General features: G+C 68.7%; 15 protein-coding genes and 1 pseudogene. 14 read left to right on the plus strand and 2 right to left on the minus strand.

Going from position 1 to position 15,167, the window contains the following annotated elements; translation table 11 throughout:
* The 9 genes and pseudogenes from Q0A34_RS03675 to Q0A34_RS03715 all read left to right on the plus strand — a co-directional run.
* Positions 1-264: pseudogene (locus Q0A34_RS03675) on the plus strand (hypothetical protein); the annotation flags it as partial.
* Positions 245-988 (plus strand): peptidoglycan editing factor PgeF, encoded by a 744-nt coding sequence (gene pgeF / locus Q0A34_RS03680; protein ID WP_291478550.1) that lies wholly within the window; start codon positions 245-247, stop codon positions 986-988. The pseudogene Q0A34_RS03675 and the gene pgeF, both read left to right, overlap by 20 nt.
* A 69-nt stretch (positions 989-1,057) precedes the next feature.
* A complete protein-coding gene (locus Q0A34_RS03685; protein WP_291478551.1) occupies positions 1,058-1,633 on the plus strand; it encodes a cell division protein SepF in 576 nt (191 codons plus the stop codon).
* 6 nt (positions 1,634-1,639) lie between these two features.
* The gene (locus Q0A34_RS03690) at positions 1,640-1,939 is read left to right on the plus strand and encodes a YggT family protein (protein WP_291478552.1); all 300 of its coding nucleotides are present in this window, start codon (positions 1,640-1,642) and stop codon (positions 1,937-1,939) included.
* A 194-nt stretch (positions 1,940-2,133) separates the two neighbouring features.
* Positions 2,134-3,135: a DivIVA domain-containing protein gene (locus Q0A34_RS03695; RefSeq protein WP_291478554.1), complete on the plus strand. Its 1,002-nt coding sequence runs from the start codon at positions 2,134-2,136 to the stop codon at positions 3,133-3,135.
* A gap of 39 nt (positions 3,136-3,174) precedes the next feature.
* Positions 3,175-3,333, plus strand: coding sequence for a hypothetical protein (locus Q0A34_RS03700; protein ID WP_291478555.1), 159 nt, complete (start codon positions 3,175-3,177; stop codon positions 3,331-3,333).
* A 286-nt stretch (positions 3,334-3,619) separates the two neighbouring features.
* Positions 3,620-6,826 (plus strand): isoleucine--tRNA ligase, encoded by a 3,207-nt coding sequence (gene ileS, locus Q0A34_RS03705; RefSeq protein WP_291478557.1) that lies wholly within the window; start codon positions 3,620-3,622, stop codon positions 6,824-6,826.
* A 141-nt stretch (positions 6,827-6,967) separates the two neighbouring features.
* Positions 6,968-8,257, plus strand: coding sequence for an HNH endonuclease signature motif containing protein (locus tag Q0A34_RS03710; protein ID WP_291478559.1), 1,290 nt, complete (start codon positions 6,968-6,970; stop codon positions 8,255-8,257).
* A gap of 35 nt (positions 8,258-8,292) precedes the next feature.
* Positions 8,293-9,618, plus strand: a complete 1,326-nt coding sequence (locus Q0A34_RS03715) for a DNA polymerase IV (RefSeq protein ID WP_291478562.1) — start codon at positions 8,293-8,295, stop codon at positions 9,616-9,618.
* A gap of 10 nt (positions 9,619-9,628) precedes the next feature.
* On the opposite strand, the gene Q0A34_RS03720 is transcribed toward Q0A34_RS03715, so the two are convergent.
* Positions 9,629-10,522 carry an asparaginase gene (locus tag Q0A34_RS03720; protein WP_291478564.1) on the minus strand — a complete coding sequence of 298 codons (894 nt, stop codon included), beginning with the start codon at positions 10,520-10,522 and terminating at the stop codon, positions 9,629-9,631.
* An 80-nt stretch (positions 10,523-10,602) separates the two neighbouring features.
* On the opposite strand from Q0A34_RS03720, the gene Q0A34_RS03725 reads away from it, so the two are divergent.
* A complete protein-coding gene (locus tag Q0A34_RS03725; RefSeq protein WP_291478565.1) occupies positions 10,603-11,169 on the plus strand; it encodes a hypothetical protein in 567 nt (188 codons plus the stop codon).
* On the opposite strand, the gene Q0A34_RS03730 is transcribed toward Q0A34_RS03725, so the two are convergent.
* Positions 11,166-12,032 (minus strand): hypothetical protein, encoded by an 867-nt coding sequence (locus Q0A34_RS03730; RefSeq protein WP_291478566.1) that lies wholly within the window; start codon positions 12,030-12,032, stop codon positions 11,166-11,168. The genes Q0A34_RS03725 and Q0A34_RS03730 overlap by 4 nt on opposite strands.
* A gap of 121 nt (positions 12,033-12,153) precedes the next feature.
* Here Q0A34_RS03730 and lspA point away from each other — a divergent pair, with 121 nt between their 5' ends.
* From lspA to rarD, 4 genes are read left to right on the plus strand one after another with little or no spacing between them, the layout of a single operon-like run.
* The gene (gene lspA / locus Q0A34_RS03735) at positions 12,154-12,651 is read left to right on the plus strand and encodes a signal peptidase II (protein WP_291478568.1); all 498 of its coding nucleotides are present in this window, start codon (positions 12,154-12,156) and stop codon (positions 12,649-12,651) included.
* Between the two features lie 26 nt (positions 12,652-12,677).
* Entirely contained in the window at positions 12,678-13,589 is a 912-nt protein-coding gene (locus tag Q0A34_RS03740; RefSeq protein ID WP_291478656.1) for an RluA family pseudouridine synthase, read from the plus strand.
* Complete coding sequence (locus Q0A34_RS03745; RefSeq protein WP_291478570.1) at positions 13,589-14,281, plus strand: hypothetical protein; 693 nt, start codon at positions 13,589-13,591, stop codon at positions 14,279-14,281. Before Q0A34_RS03740 ends, Q0A34_RS03745 begins: the two co-directional genes overlap by 1 nt.
* A complete protein-coding gene (rarD, locus tag Q0A34_RS03750; protein WP_291478572.1) occupies positions 14,278-15,165 on the plus strand; it encodes an EamA family transporter RarD in 888 nt (295 codons plus the stop codon). Before Q0A34_RS03745 ends, rarD begins: the two co-directional genes overlap by 4 nt.
* Positions 15,166-15,167 lie beyond the last annotated feature (2 nt).

Here is a 15,167-nt window from a genome sequence, read left to right on the forward strand (position 1 = left end):
ACCCCCGCCACCCCCGCCGCCGAGCAGTCCCAGCCGGGCATCTTCAACGGCGAGGAGGCTCCGGCCGCCCAGCAGGCCGAGCCGCAGCCGCAGTCCGCCGGGTCGACGAGCTTCACCCGCCGGTCGCGTTCGGGTGTCCCCGGCTCCTCGGAGACGCAGGGGAACTCGGGTCTGTTCACCTCGAACGGTGAGCGCCGGGACAGCCGTCGTGACGACCGCCGTGATGAGGGGGATGACGACCTCGATGTCCCGACCTTCCTCTGAGCGTCGTGTCCGCAAGGTGGTGACCGACCGCCACGGCGGGGTGTCGTCGGGGGACTTCGCGTCCTTCAACCTCGCCGACCACGTCGGTGACGACGCCGCCGACGTGGCGGCCAACCGCCGCCGGCTCGCGGAGCTGATCGGGGTCGACCCCGCGCGGATGGTCTACATGGAGCAGATCCATTCGCCCAACGTCACCGAGGTGACCGCCGAACTGCTCGACTCGCTGGACGGCGGGCCCGTCGAGTTCAGCGACGCCCTGGTCACCCGTGAGCCCGGGCTGGCGCTGGTCGTGCTCACCGCCGACTGTGTGCCCGTGCTGCTCTCCGACGAGGACGCCGGCGTGGTCGCCGCCGTGCACGCCGGGCGGATGGGTGCGCGCAACGGTGTGGTGCCGGCGACGGTGGAGGCGATGGTCGGTCTCGGAGCCGTCCCCGCCCGTATCCACGCGCTGATCGGTGCCGCGGCCGCGGGGGAGGACTACGAGGTTCCCGAGGAGATGGCCCGCGACGTCGAGGAGCGGCTGCCCGGCTCACGGACGACCACGGCCCGCGGCACCCCGGGGCTGGACATCCGGGCCGGCGTCACCCGTCAGCTGCTCGCCGCCGGCGTCACCGCCGTCGACGCGGACCCGCGGAGCACGATCACCGAGGAGAACTTCTTCTCGTACCGCAGGGAAGGCCGGACGGGACGTCAGGCGTCGGTGGTCTGGATTGCCGACACCTGATCCCACTTCCCGGTATTTTTGACAGAAGACACCCTCGTACGACATATCCCAGAGAAAGCGAGACAGACCATGGCAGACGGAATCACCGGGAAGGTCAAGGATTTCTTCGGCTTCGGTGACGTTGACAGCTTCGACGACCCCTATTACCGCGACGAGTTCGAGGAGGACCGCGGCGGGTACCGCCAGCCGGGGCGGTACCAGGACAGGGAGGACGACAGGGAGCGCGACTACGAGCGGGACCGGGTCGAGCGTCCGGAGCGCACCGAGCGTGTGGGGCGGTCTGAACGGACCGACTACGACTACCGTGCGGCCCGTCCGTCCCGCCGGGCCGACGTGGGTGCCGCCCCCGTCGCGCCGGTGCCGGCCACCCCCGCGCGGGAACCCCAGGTGGTGCGACTGGCGCTGAGCTCCTTCCAGCAGGCGGGCGAGCTGGCCACCGAGTTCAAGGCGGGGGACATTGTCGTCCTGAACCTCTCCGGCATGGAGAAAGCGGAGGCCAGCCGGGTGCTCGACTTCTCCGTCGGGCTCGCCAAGGGACTCGACGGTACACTGAAGAAGCTCGGCGGGCTGCGCAACTTCGCGTTGATCCCCGCCTCCGTGACCCTTGACCAGAGCCAGCTCGACCAGTTGGTGGAGGACCAGTAGAACACCGTGGCCGCAACTCTCTTTCTCATCGCACTGCTCCTCAGGGTGTACTGGTTCATCCTCCTGGCCAGGGTCATCATCGAGATGATCCGGTCCTTTTCCCGCCAGTGGCGTCCGTCGCGCCGGTTCGCCCTGTTCGCTGAACCGGTCTTCGTTCTCACCGATGTCGTGGTCCGTCCGCTGCGGCGGGTGATCCCGCCGCTCCGTCTGGGCGGGGTGGCGCTGGACGTGTCGGTTCTGGTGCTGTTCTTCGGAATCTCGATTCTGATCGGCATACTGACGGCGGCCGCCACTGCGGCAATGTGACCCGCCGTGCGGAGTCGTTGTCCTTACCTGACATATTGCAGGTGGGAAAAGCCCTGCTGTATAACTGACCTGAAAGACTGCACATGAGGTTGACCCTGAAACCTCGTGGACGTGGTCGCTGATAAGATCGTGACTGACTCACTGTCCGGCCCACCCCGGCCGGCGGAACATATCGACTGTGAAGGGAACTACCGATGCCGTTGACTCCCGCTGACGTTCATAACGTGGCATTCAGCAAGCCGCCGATCGGCAAGCGTGGCTACAACGAGGACGAGGTTGACCAGTTCCTCGATCTCGTCGAAGACACGCTGGCCGAACTCCAGGACGAGAACGACGACCTCCGGGGCCAGGTGGCCTCGGGGTCGGCGGGCGCCGCTCCGGTCGCCGCGTCCACCTCCTCCGACGACTCGGAGCTTGCCGCGGAACTCGAGGAGGCCCGTGCGCGTGTCTCCGAGCTCGAGGCTGAGCTGAAGAAGGCCCAGGACGCCACCGCGGCCGCCGAGAAGCGTGCGGCCACCGCCGAGGACAAGGCCGCCGCCGCGGAGAAGCGCGCTGAGGCGGCGTCGGCCCAGGCCGCACCGGCCCAGGCTGCCGCGACGGACGGTGGGCAGGAGTCCGGCACCGCGAACGCCGACACCCACATGCAGGCCGCCCGCGTCCTGAGCATGGCCCAGGAGATGGCGGACCGCCTCACCGGCGACGCCAAGTCCGAGTCCCAGGCGATGCTGGACGAGGCACGCGACGAGGCGAACCGCACTCTCGAGGACGCGAACGCCAAGGCCACCTCGCAGCTGGCTGACGCGCAGAAGCGCTCGGAGAAGCAGCTCGCGGACGCCGACCAGAAGGCTCGCAAGACCGTCGCCGAGGCGCAGCAGAAGGCGGACACGCTGGTGGCCGACGCCACGCAGAAGTCGGAGACCCTGATCTCCGACGCCACCGCCCAGTCCGAGGCACAGGTCCGCGCCGCCCAGGAGAAGGCGGACGCCCTGCAGAAGGACGCCGAGCGCAAGCACACCGAGATCATGACAACGGTGAAGAAGCAGCAGACCGCGCTCGAGAGCCGTATCGAGGAACTGCGCACCTACGAGCGCGAGTACCGTACCCGCCTGAAGACGTTCCTGGAGTCCCAGCTGGAGGAGCTCAACAGCCGCAGCACCGCGGCCCCGAACTCCAACATCGACTTCGGCGAGAAGTAGGCCGGCGGTGGGGGACATGGACGACGGACGGCGTTGACGATGCTCGCACTGTCACTCCTGATGTCCCTCCTGGGGTTCCTCGCCCTGCTCGTCGCCCTGTACGTGGGGTCGACGTTGTGGGCGTGGATCTGCATCGGGATCGCAGTGGTCGGGATCGTGGTCTTCGTCGTCGACCTGTTTCTCCACCGCAGGCGATGAGGCGTATACTTCAGTACTGACCGGCCCCGCACCGCCGTGCGGGGCTTTTCACACGCACTGATCCGGCCATCACCGGGGAGCGTTCCGGAAGAAAGGCCCGGCCCCTCCGTGGGACGGACCCGGTAGACCCGGACGTGGTCGCGGCACGTCACAGCCGTAGGAACAAGTGGGATTGCCCGGCTCGGCGGTGTCGCCGGGGAGCCCAAGCGGGGTGGTACCGCGTTGCCGTCACCGGCGACGTCCCCGCGGACCGTGAGAAAGCACACGACCTTACGAGGAGTCCGCGATGACCACCCCCGCCGGCGGAGCATACCCGCACACCGACATGTCGGACGGCAGCAGCTCGTTCCCCGCCATGGAGAAGTCCGTCCTCGACTACTGGAGGCGGGACGGCACCTTCCAGGCCTCCCTCGACAACCGCGAGGGGGCGCCGGAGTACATCTTCTACGACGGTCCCCCCTTCGCCAACGGCCTGCCGCACTACGGCCATCTGCTGACCGGTTACGTCAAGGACATCGTCCCGCGCTACAAGACGATGCGTGGTTACCGCGTGCCCCGGGTGTTCGGCTGGGACACCCACGGGCTCCCCGCGGAGCTGGAGGCGGAGAAGCAGCTCGGCATCACCGACAAGGGTGAGATCGAGAAGATGGGTCTGGCCGCGTTCAACGAGTACTGTGCGACGTCGGTGCTGAAGTACGCCGACGAGTGGAAGGACTACGTCACCCGGCAGGCACGGTGGGTCGATTTCGACAACGGCTACAAGACCATGGACCTGTCGTACATGGAGTCGGTGATCTGGGCGTTCAAGAACCTGTACGACAAGGGCCTGATCTACCAGGGCTTCCGCGTGTTGCCGTACTCCTGGGCGGAGCACACGCCCCTGTCGAACCAGGAGACCCGCCTGGACGACTCCTACAAGATGCGCCAGGACCCGACGTTGACGGTGACGTTCCCGGTCACCGGTGCGCACCCGGGGACGGCCGCCGTGGAGACGCTCGCGGAGCATCCTGAGCTCGCCGACGCCTCGGCCCTGGCCTGGACGACCACGCCGTGGACACTGCCGTCCAACCTGGCGTTGGCGGTCAACCCCTCGGTCACCTACGTCCTGGTCAAGGTCGCGCAGGACGGAGCGGACGCGGTGGCGGGGAAGTCCATCCTGCTCGCTGCGGACCTGATGTCCGCCTACGGTCCCGAGCTCGGTGAGTCCGCGGAGGTCGTGGCGGAGTTCACCGGTGGTCAGCTGGTCGGTCTGACCTACGAGCCGATCTTCGACTACTTCGCGGACCGGGCCGAACTGGGGGAGAAGCGGCCCTTCCGGGTCCTGGCGGCGGACTACGTCACCACCGAGGACGGTACCGGTGTGGTCCACCAGGCGCCCGCGTTCGGTGAGGACGACATGAACACCTGCAACGCCGCGGGGATCGACACGGTGGTCCCGGTGGACATGGACGGCAAGTTCACCTCCCTGGTGCCCGACTACCAGGGGCAGCTGGTCTTCGACGCCAACAAGGACATCATCCGGGACCTCAAGGCCGCCGGCCGGGTCGTGCGTCACCAGACCATCGAGCACTCCTACCCGCATTCCTGGCGTTCGGGCGAGCCTCTGATCTACATGGCGCTGCCCAGCTGGTTCGTGTCCGTCTCGTCCTTCCGGGACCGGATGGTCGAGCTCAACCACGAGCAGATCGAGTGGATCCCGGAGCACATCCGCGACGGCCAGTTCGGCAAGTGGCTCGAGGGGGCCCGTGACTGGAACATCTCCCGGTCGCGCTACTGGGGTTCGCCGATCCCGGTGTGGGTGTCGGACAACGACGAGTACCCGCGCGTCGACGTCTACGGTTCGCTGGATGAGCTCGAGGCGGACTTCGGGGTGCGTCCGGAGTCGTTGCACCGTCCCTACATCGACGAGCTGACGCGTCCGAACCCGGATGACCCGACGGGGCAGTCCACGATGCGTCGTGTGCCGGACGTGCTCGACGTGTGGTTCGACTCGGGGTCGATGCCCTTCGCCCAGGTGCACTACCCGTTCGAGAACAAGGAGTGGTTCGACTCCCATTCGCCGGCGGACTTCATCGTCGAGTACATCGGTCAGACCCGTGGCTGGTTCTACCTGCTGCATGTGCTGTCCACGGCGTTGTTCGACCGTCCGGCGTTCACCAAGGTCGTGTCGCACGGTATCGTGCTCGGCGACGACGGCCTGAAGATGTCGAAGTCGAAGGGGAACTACCCCGACGTCAACGAGGTCTTCGACCGGGACGGTTCCGACGCGATGCGCTGGTTCCTGATGAGTTCGCCGATCCTGCGGGGAGGGAACCTGATCGTCACCGAGCAGGGCATCCGTGAGGGGGTGCGCCAGGCGATGCTGCCGATGTGGAACGCCTACTCGTTCCTGCGGTTGTACGCGCACACCCCGGCGCAGCGGGACACCTCCTCGACGAATGTCCTCGACCGCTACATCCTGGCGAAGCTGCATGACGCGGTCTCCGCGGTCACCGTCGCGCTGGACGCCACGGACATCGCCACCGCCACCGACGAGATCCGCCAGTTCTGCGATGTCCTGACGAACTGGTACGTCCGGCGGTCCCGCGACCGTTTCTGGGCGGGGGACTCCGGTGAGGACGGTCACCCGGAGGCCTTCAACACCCTGTACACGGTGCTGGAGACGCTGTGCCGGGTCGCTGCGCCGCTGCTGCCGATGACCACCGAGGTCATCTGGCGTGGCCTGACGGGCGGGCGTTCGGTGCACCTCACGGACTGGCCGTCGGCGGACGACCTGCCGGCGGACGACGACCTGGTCGCGTCGATGGACGCGGTGCGTGCCGTGTGTTCGGCGACGTCGTCGTTGCGTAAGTCGCACAAGCTGCGCAACCGTCTTCCGCTGCCCGGGCTCACGGTCGCGTTGCCGGACTCCGGTGCGCTGGCGGACTTCGCGTCGATCATCCGCGACGAGGTCAATGTCAAGGAGGTGACACTGACTGATGACGTGTCGTCCGTGGGACGTTTCGACGTGGTGGTCAATGCCCGGGTCGCCGGCCCCCGTCTGGGCAAGGACGTCCAGAAGGTGATCAAGGCGGTCAAGACCGGAAACTACACGGTGGCGGAGGACGGGGCGGTCACCGCTGACGGTGTCGCGCTCGTCGACGGCGAGTTCAGCCGGAAGCTCGTGGCCGTGGATCCGGAGAACACGGCGGAGATCCCGGGGGAGGACGGTCTCGTCGTCCTCGACACCACCGTGACCCCGGAGCTGGAGGCCGAGGGCTGGGCCGCGGACCGGGTGCGTGGTGTGCAGGACGCGCGTAAGGCCTCCGGGCTCGACGTGTCCGACCGGATTGCGCTGACACTGTCGGTCCCGGAGGCCCGCAAGGCATGGGCGGACGAACATGTCGGCACGATCGCCGGTGAGGTTCTGGCCACGTCGGTGACCGTGGTCGTCGGCGAGACCCTGACCCATGACGTCGGTGACGGTGCGACGGCGGAGGTCGTGAAGGTCTAGCGGCCGGGACGGACCCCGGACGGTGTACCTGCCGTCCGGGGTTTTCCTCACCCTTGCCATTCGAACGGACGTTCGGTAGTGTCGGTCGGTATCGAACGGGTTGTCGGTCACAGGGAGGGGAATGTCGTGGTGCAGGGTGGAGTGGATCTCAGTGTTATCGAACGGGACTTCGAGGAGCTCTGTTTCGAGTGCGATGTCGAGTATGTCGAGGAGAACGTCGACGAACCCTGTTGGGCCGTGAGTGCGCAGGAGGTCATGTACAGCGCGAAGAGGGAGATCAACACCCTGGAACTCGACATCGCGCGTGCGGCGACGCCGTCGCCCACGGACGAGGTGTCGAGGCACGCCAGGAAACTGTCGGTGGGGCTGGGGGTGTCGAAGGGCCGTGCACTGGCGTACTGCGACATCGGAACGATGATCGCCAGGATGCCGACGTTGGCGCGCGCGTTGCAGGGAGGTGCCTTCTCCTTCGAGCATCTCCGCGCGCTCGCGGATTCGGTCGCGGCGGTGGACGACGGACATCTCGCTGAGGTGGAGGGCGGGATAGTTGCGCTGGTGACGCCGACGACGCCCCGACAGGCCGTCCCCGGGGTACTCACCCTTCGCCGACTTGCGCAGCAGGTGGTTGCCGAGATTCAGCCGTCGGCGCGCCCCCTGGATCCGGAGGGCAGGGGTGAGCCGCCGCCTCCGGGATACCAGCACGATTTCGGTGTCGACACCCGCGCGGACGCGGCGACGACATTCCATGTCACTGTGCCCACGGATGAGGGGGTGGGGATGGTCAGGATCATCGACGCGGTCGCCTCGGCCCGGGGCTGCAGCCGGGCACGTGCGCTGGTGGATCTGGTGCACGGCCGCGCGGGTGACGTGTCGGTCACCCTGAACTGCTACCGCAACCTCGATGACGGCCGGATGCACCTCGAGAGCACCTGGTTGCACGAGGTGGCTACCGAACGGTGGATGGCCCGGGTCACTGAACTCTGCGTGGCCGGGCACAGTGAGGTCTCCGGCTACACCCCCTCGGAGCACCAGCGTGCCACAGACGCCGGCCGAGACGGGACCTGCAGGTTCCCGGGCTGTGACAGTCCCGCGGCGACCGCCCAGCTCGACCATGTCGCCAGGTGGGCCGGTGGCGGCGCGACCGCGACCTGGGCGATGCATTCGCTGTGTCCCGGATGCCACAGTCTCAAGACCCGTGGACTGTACGACGTCACCCTGAATCCGGACGGATCCGACTGGTGGACCAGCGTGGAGGACGGGCACGTCTATGTGTCGACTCCGACCGGGCCACTGGCGGAGGCGGTCCTTGACTTCGACACCCGGCTTCACCGCAGGGTCCGGACGTTGGCGAGTCACAACGAGGCGAGGATGCGGTGGATCGCCGAGACCGTGGCCGCAGCGGAGGAGGCGCAGAAGCTGGTGCCGTTTTGAGGCTGGCGGAACGGCCCCTGCCTAGAATCGGGGACATGAACACCACGCAGCGTTGGGTGGTCCACCTCGACATGGACGCGTTCTTCGCCTCGGTCGAGCAACTGACCAGGCCCACGCTCGCCGGCCGTCCGGTTCTGGTGGGTGGTGCATCGGGGCGCGGGGTGGTGGCGGGGGCGTCGTATGAGTCCCGTGTGTACGGTGCGCGTTCAGCCATGCCCATGCAGCAGGCGGTGCGGTTGTGCCGGGGGAGGGCCGTGGTCGTGTCCCCCCGGTTCACGGTGTACTCGGCGGTGTCCGCGCAGGTGTTCGAGCTGCTCGGTCGGGAGGGGGACACGGTCGAACAGCTGAGTGTCGACGAGGGTTTCGTCGAGCCCGTGTCTCTGGCGGGGTGCGGTTCCGCGGAGGTCGAGCGCTGGGCGCGTGATCTCCAGGCGAGGGTGGACCGTGAGGTCGGTCTGCCGTGCTCCATCGGCGTGGCGTCGACGAAACTGGACGCCAAGATGGCCTCTGACCTGGCGAAGCCCCACGGTGTGACGGTCGTCGGAGAGGACCGCCGTGAGGAGGTGTTCTCACCTCGGCCGGTCGGGGAGTTGTGGGGCATCGGGCCTGTGGCGCAGAACAAGCTGGCTGACATCGGGGTGTCCACCATCGGTGAGTTCACGCAGATGGACGACATCGACGTCAAGGGGTTGCTCGGTTCGGTCGGGCTCCAGGTTCTCGGGTACGCGCGTGGCCGGGACTCCCGGCCTGTCGCCCCGCGGGCCCGGGCGAAACAGGTGTCCGCGGAGCGGACTCTCGAGGTCGACGCGACGACGACCACTGAGGTGGACCCTGTCCTGGTCCGGGCGGCCGTCGCCGCGCGGAGACGTCTGCTCAACGACGGCCGCGCGGCGAGGACCGTGACCGTGAAGACGCGGACCGCGGACTTCAAGGCGCACACCCGGTCCACGACACTGGTCACCCCGACGGACGACCTGGACGAGATCATCTCCGCGGCGCGGTCCGTGGTGCCCCGCCCCGAGGTTTCCGGGGCGGTGCGGCTCGTCGGGGTGAGTCTGTCCGGACTCACGGAGGAACGTCAGGCCGTTCTCTTCCCGGAACCGGGCGCGGAAGAGGTGAGGGAGGTTGAGACCGACGCCACGGTCACCGACGAGCCCGCCGGGGAGGAGCACCCTGTCTCCTGGCGCCCGACCGTGGACGTCCACCATGCGGAGTTCGGTCACGGTTGGGTCCAGGGGACCGGTGCCGGGGTGGTCAGTGTGAGGTTCGAGACCCGGTCGACGGGCCCCGGGCGGGCCCGGTCACTCGCCGCCGACGACCCTGGTCTGCGCCTCGCGGACCCGCTGGACAGTCTCGGCTGAGCGGCCGGGTTCACCCCTGCGCCCGTTGAACCGCGAGCTCGCACAGCAGTTCCATCCGGGCCTGCGGCGGAGTGAGCTGACCGGCGGAGCGGATCCCCGCCCGCACGAGGCTGCGTCCTCCGCCGGCACCGCCGTACACCAGCTGCACCCCGCCGGCCGGGACACGGCTGGACACGACGACGGGAACGCCGGCGTCCAGGGCGGCGGTCACGCCCTCAGCGAGGGTCCCGACGTTACCGGAACCGAACGCGGCGATGACGACGCCCGCGGCGCCGGCGTCGAGGGCGTTCGTGACGGCGCGGGGGTCCGTCCCCTGGTAGGCGGGGACGATGTCGACCCTCAGGCCCGCCAGCGGTACCGGTGCAGACAGGTGCCCCGTGGCCATGGTGGGACGGGGCATGGTGGGGGCGTCGAAGGCGTCGTCGGCTGTCGTGTGGACCTTCCGGACCCCGTAGGCCGGCAGTGTCCTCCCGCCGAAGACCACGCTGGGTGCGTCGACGTGCGGTGCGGCGACCACGGCGTCGCGCAGGTTCGCCGGCCCGTCGGGGGTGGGGTCGTCCGCCGGGCGCTGGGCGCCGGTCAGTACGACTCGGCCGCCGACCAGGCGGTCGACGGCCATCGCGGTCTCCTCCATCGAGTCGGTTCCGTGGGTGACGACGACGGGCCCGTCGGACCGGGCGGCATGGATCTCGGCGAGCAGGGCGTCGAGGTCGGCGAGGTCCATCGTGGACGAGTCGAGGCGCAGGACGTCCCGCGCCGTCACAGCGGGACCGTCGATGCCCGCGTCGTCGAGGAGGGTGGCGATGCCCCGTGTCGGGACAAGGTCGCCGTGTTCGTCGGAGGTGCAGGAGATGGTGCCGCCGGTGGCGAGCACGGTGGGAGTGTCAGCAGTCGAGTCGGTCACGGATTTCAAGGCTACCGTCCCATCGGCGGTAGACTCTCGTCATCCGTAGTTCATCCACCCGCAGAAGGAGCCTCGTCACCGTGAGATCATTGAAGCGAACCCGCGCCATCGCCGCAGCCGTCGCCGTTACCGCAGGGCTGTCCGTGACCGCCTGTTCCTCGGACGACGCCGACGACAACGCCAGCGAGACCACCGCCCAGGAGACGGTCGAGCAGGCGCCGCTGCCCACGGCCCAGGAACTCGGGGAGATCCTGGGCCGCGCCGTTGACCCGGGTGTGCCCGCCGAGGAGAAGGCCGACACCGTGGAGAACGGGGAGCAGGCCGTGGAGCTCTTCGACGTGATGATGAAGTCGCAGCAGGAGTCCGGCGCGACGTTCGAGGTCGTGGACCCCATCCTTCCGGGGATCACCCCGCAGGAGGTCACCGCCACCATGAACCTCATTCAACCGGACGCTGAACCGGTGAGGATGGACGGGGTGAAGTTCGTCAACGACAACGGCCAGTGGAAGCTGTCCCAGGAATGGGCGTGCACCCTGGTCAGCAATGTCGCCCCCGACCAGATCCCCGACTCGTGCGCACCCTTCCTCGAGGACGCCCCCGCGCCGGCCCCGGAAGGTGAGGCCCCGGCTCCGGCCCCGGCTGCCTAGGCTGGTTCCCAACTGGACCTCGTGCGCGAGGTCTGCACCACTCGGACCGGTGATTCGGCCTCCCCGTAGGTCACGCTGGTCGTGGTCTCGATCATGCCCGAGACCGGTACCGGACGGCGCAGATCGACGGTGATGTTACCGCTGGAGTCACTGGTGGAGTCCATGACCTGCAGGTCCGTCCCCGGCAGCTGCCGTACGGACGGGGTGCGTCTGACGTCGACGTCCAGTTCGATCCGCGACCCCTCCCGTGACAGCAGGGTGTAGGTCACCGCCTGCCGCATCGACACGTTGTCGTCGACCTGGCCTGTCACCGTCCAGACCGCCCCGGCGCCCAGGTCGTCGGAGGGGAAGACGACGGGAATGTCCGCCATCTGGCTGAAGGACTGCTCGACGCTGGCGCGCGCGGAGTCGGTGGCCTCCTCCGGTGCGGCGAACCCACGGGAGATGACCCTGCCGTCCTGGTTGTACCTCTGGTTCATGGTGAACCCCTCCGCCGAGGAGATGTCGTCGTTGCGGTCGTCGTTGTCGCCGCTCGGACGTCCGGCGACGACGTGGGACTCGAGCTCGTCGCCGTCGGTGGAGGTCGACACGGTGAGCGGGATCTCCATGGTGACGTCCTCGTAGGGAAGGTCGTCCTCCTCTGCGCCGCCCTCGGTGCGCTGTTCCAGGCCCCGCGTCGCGCGGAAGACCGTCTGCTTCTCCCCGGGGTCGCTGAACCAGACCAGGGGCTCCCTGGGGGCGTCGCCGGTGTCCTCCACCGTCACCGACACCCCCGACACCGGTGCGTCGACAGGTGCCTCGGGTGAGGCGTCGTCTCCGGAGGAACATGCGGTGAGCACTGTCCCGGTCAGAAGAGCGGTCATCAGGGTCGGCAGAAGTACCCGTCGCAGGGGTACACGTCGTTGAGTGCGCACACCCGTCAGCGTACCAACCGGCGGCGCACCGACTGAGGTCCACAGGCGGCGACGCGATAAGATCGTCGCCGTGACTGTTTTCAACGTCCGCCCGTGGGCGCTTCTCCCGCTGTCCGGCATCGTCGTCGCCGACCAGCTGACCAAGTGGCTCGTCGTGGAGAACCTGGAGCCGGCGACGGCGTACCCGGTGATCGGTGACGTCGCACGGCTGTACCTCATCCGGAACCCCGGTGCGGCCTTCTCCATGGGGGAGGACGCGACAGTGGTCTTCTCGGTGATCCAGATGGTCGCGGTACTGGTCTGCGTCGTCCTGGCCTTCCGGGTCCGTGACCGTTGGGCGGTGGCCGCCGTCGCGTTGATCGGTGGCGGCGCGGCCGGGAACCTGGTCGACCGGGTTTTCCGGGACCCGGGTGGGCTGCACGGCCACGTCGTCGACTTCGTCTCGGTCGGCGGTTTCGCGATCTTCAACGTGGCGGACGCCGCCATCAGCGTGGGCGTGGTGGTGTACCTGGTGTATGCGCTGCTCATTGAGCCACGGAAGGAGCGCGGGGAGGTGGCGTCGTCGTGAGTGCGGCCCCCAGGGAGTCGCGGATGATGCCCGTTCCGGACGGGCTGGCCGGGATGAGGGTGGACGCCGGCCTGTCGAAGCTGCTCGGCCTCTCACGCACCGTCGTCGCGGAACTCGCAGAGGCCGGCGACGTGACCCAGGACAGCCGGCCCGCGGGTAAGTCGGACCGGCTCGTCGCCGGCGCCTGGCTGGACGTCACCCTGCCGGAGCCCGAGCCCGACCTCGCCGACGAACCCGCCGAGCATGTCGAGGGCATGGAGATCCTCTACTCCGACGACGACATCATCGCGGTGAACAAGCCGGTCGGCGTCGCCGCGCACCCGACCATCGGCTGGGAGGGGCCCACGGTCACCTCCGGTCTCGCCGCGGAGGGGTTCCGTATCTCCACCTCCGGGCCCCCGGAACGCAAGGGGATCGTGCACCGCCTGGACGTCGGGACGTCGGGTGTGATGGTCGTCGCCGCCAGCGAGCGCGCCTACACCGTCCTCAAGCGCGCCTTCCGCGACCGGACGGTGGACAAGACCTACCATGCGCTGGTCCAGGGGCACCCCGACCCGACGGTGGGGACGATCGACGCGCCGATCGCGCGTCACCCGGGTGCGGGGTGGAAGTTCGCCGTCCGTGAGGACGGGCGCCACGCCGTGACACACTACGAGACGATCGAGGCGTTCCGGCAGGCGACGCTGGTCAAGGTGCACCTGGAGACCGGCCGCACCCACCAGATCCGGGTCCACTTCTCGGCGCTGCACCACCCCTGCTGCGGTGACCCGATGTACGGGTCCGACCCCGCCCTCACCGGTTTCCTCGGACTGGAACGGCAGTGGCTCCACGCCGTGCACCTGGGCTTCACCCACCCGAACGGCAGGTGGATGGACATCGAGTCACCGTACCCGGAGGATCTCCGGACGGCGTTGGACAGACTGCGGGAGGTGAACTGATGGCGGACGTCGGCCCCCGCCCGTCCCGCAGGATCGCGCCGGACCGCAGGGTCCGTCGTCGGCGCGAGTGGGAGGACACCCGTCGTCCCGCGTGGGTCATGTGGCTGTCGGTGGTGTGCCTGGTCTGTCTCGTGGTCACCGTGGTCGCATTGGCGGGCTCGGAGCGTATGTCGCGACCGCAGGCCGTCAACGGCGACGTCCTCGGCCCCGACAACAGTGAGACCGTCGACGACTACCTCGCCCGTGCCGCTGAATCGGTGCAGGACGGCCAGGACGGCCAGGACGGCCAGGAAGGCGCGGACTCCGGTGAACCCCGCTGGGCACTGGTCACACCGCTGACACCGGCCGGCCCGGACGAACTGGCGGAGATCTTCTCCGGAATGTCCGGGCTGCGGGTCTCCACGCTGCTGGCGGGGGAGTCACGCTGGCAGATCCCCGAGCCGGCGGACGGGCACCGCAGAGCCGACGTCTTCACCGCCTCCCGGGAACAGGTGGCGGCCAATGCCGGGGTGGGGCCCGGGGACCCCTCACTCGACGTCCTCGGGGTCCTCGTCCACGGGACGCCGGAGGAACTCCGGGAGCTCGACGGGCGTCCCGGCGTCCTCGCCGTGGAGGCGCTGCCGCCGGACGCCGCGTACGGACGCTTCGGGTCGCGGCCGGTGACTGTGGCGGACCGGGAGGAACTCCGGTGATCTGGGGCGTCCTGGCCTACCTGATGTGGGGGTTCTTCCCCGCGTTCTTCCCGCTGTTGCGTCCGGCGGTGCCGACGGAGATCCTGGCGCACCGTTTCGTGTGGACGCTGGCCTTCGTCGTCGTGGTCATGGCCTGCACCACCGGGTTCCGGTGGGCACGGGGCATACCGCTGTCCCTGTGGCTGCGGATCACGGCCGCCGCGGTGCTCATCGCGGGCAACTGGGGGCTGTACATCTACGCCGTCAACAACGGCCATGTGGCTGACGCCGCACTCGGCTACTTCATCAACCCCCTGGTCAGCGTGCTGCTGGGTGTGCTCGTCCTGCGGGAGCGGCTGAGGGTGCTGCAGTGGGTCTCGGTGGGCGTCGCCGGGGTCGCCGTGGTGATACTCACCGTGGCGTTGGGCTCGCCGCCGGTGGTCTCCCTCGGGCTGGCCCTGTCCTTCGCGGGCTACGGGCTGCTGAAGAAGCGGGTGCCCTTGACACCGCTGCAGTCGTTGACGGCGGAGACGGCGGTCCTGGCGCCGGCCGGAGTGCTCTTCCTGGCGTGGCTGCAGACCCAGGGTGAGAACACGATGGTCCAGGGCGGACACGGCGCAGGCCACGCCCTGCTGCTGGTCACCGCCGGCGCGGTCACGGCGCTGCCACTGCTGTGCTTCGCCCGCGCCGCCCATGAACTGTCGCTGACCAGCCTGGGCATGCTGCAGTACCTGACACCGGTGATGCAGATGCTGTGGGCGGTGCTGGTGGTCGGGGAGCACATCCCACCGGCCCGGTGGGTCGGCTTCGCCATCATCTGGGTCGCCCTGCTGGTGTTCATCACCGACACACTGCTGCACGCGCGGAAGACGAACCGCCTGAAGAGGTTGGCGTCCGGCAGCTGACG

It is taken from the genome of Corynebacterium sp. (assembly GCF_022712195.1).
Taxonomy (GTDB): domain Bacteria; phylum Actinomycetota; class Actinomycetes; order Mycobacteriales; family Mycobacteriaceae; genus Corynebacterium.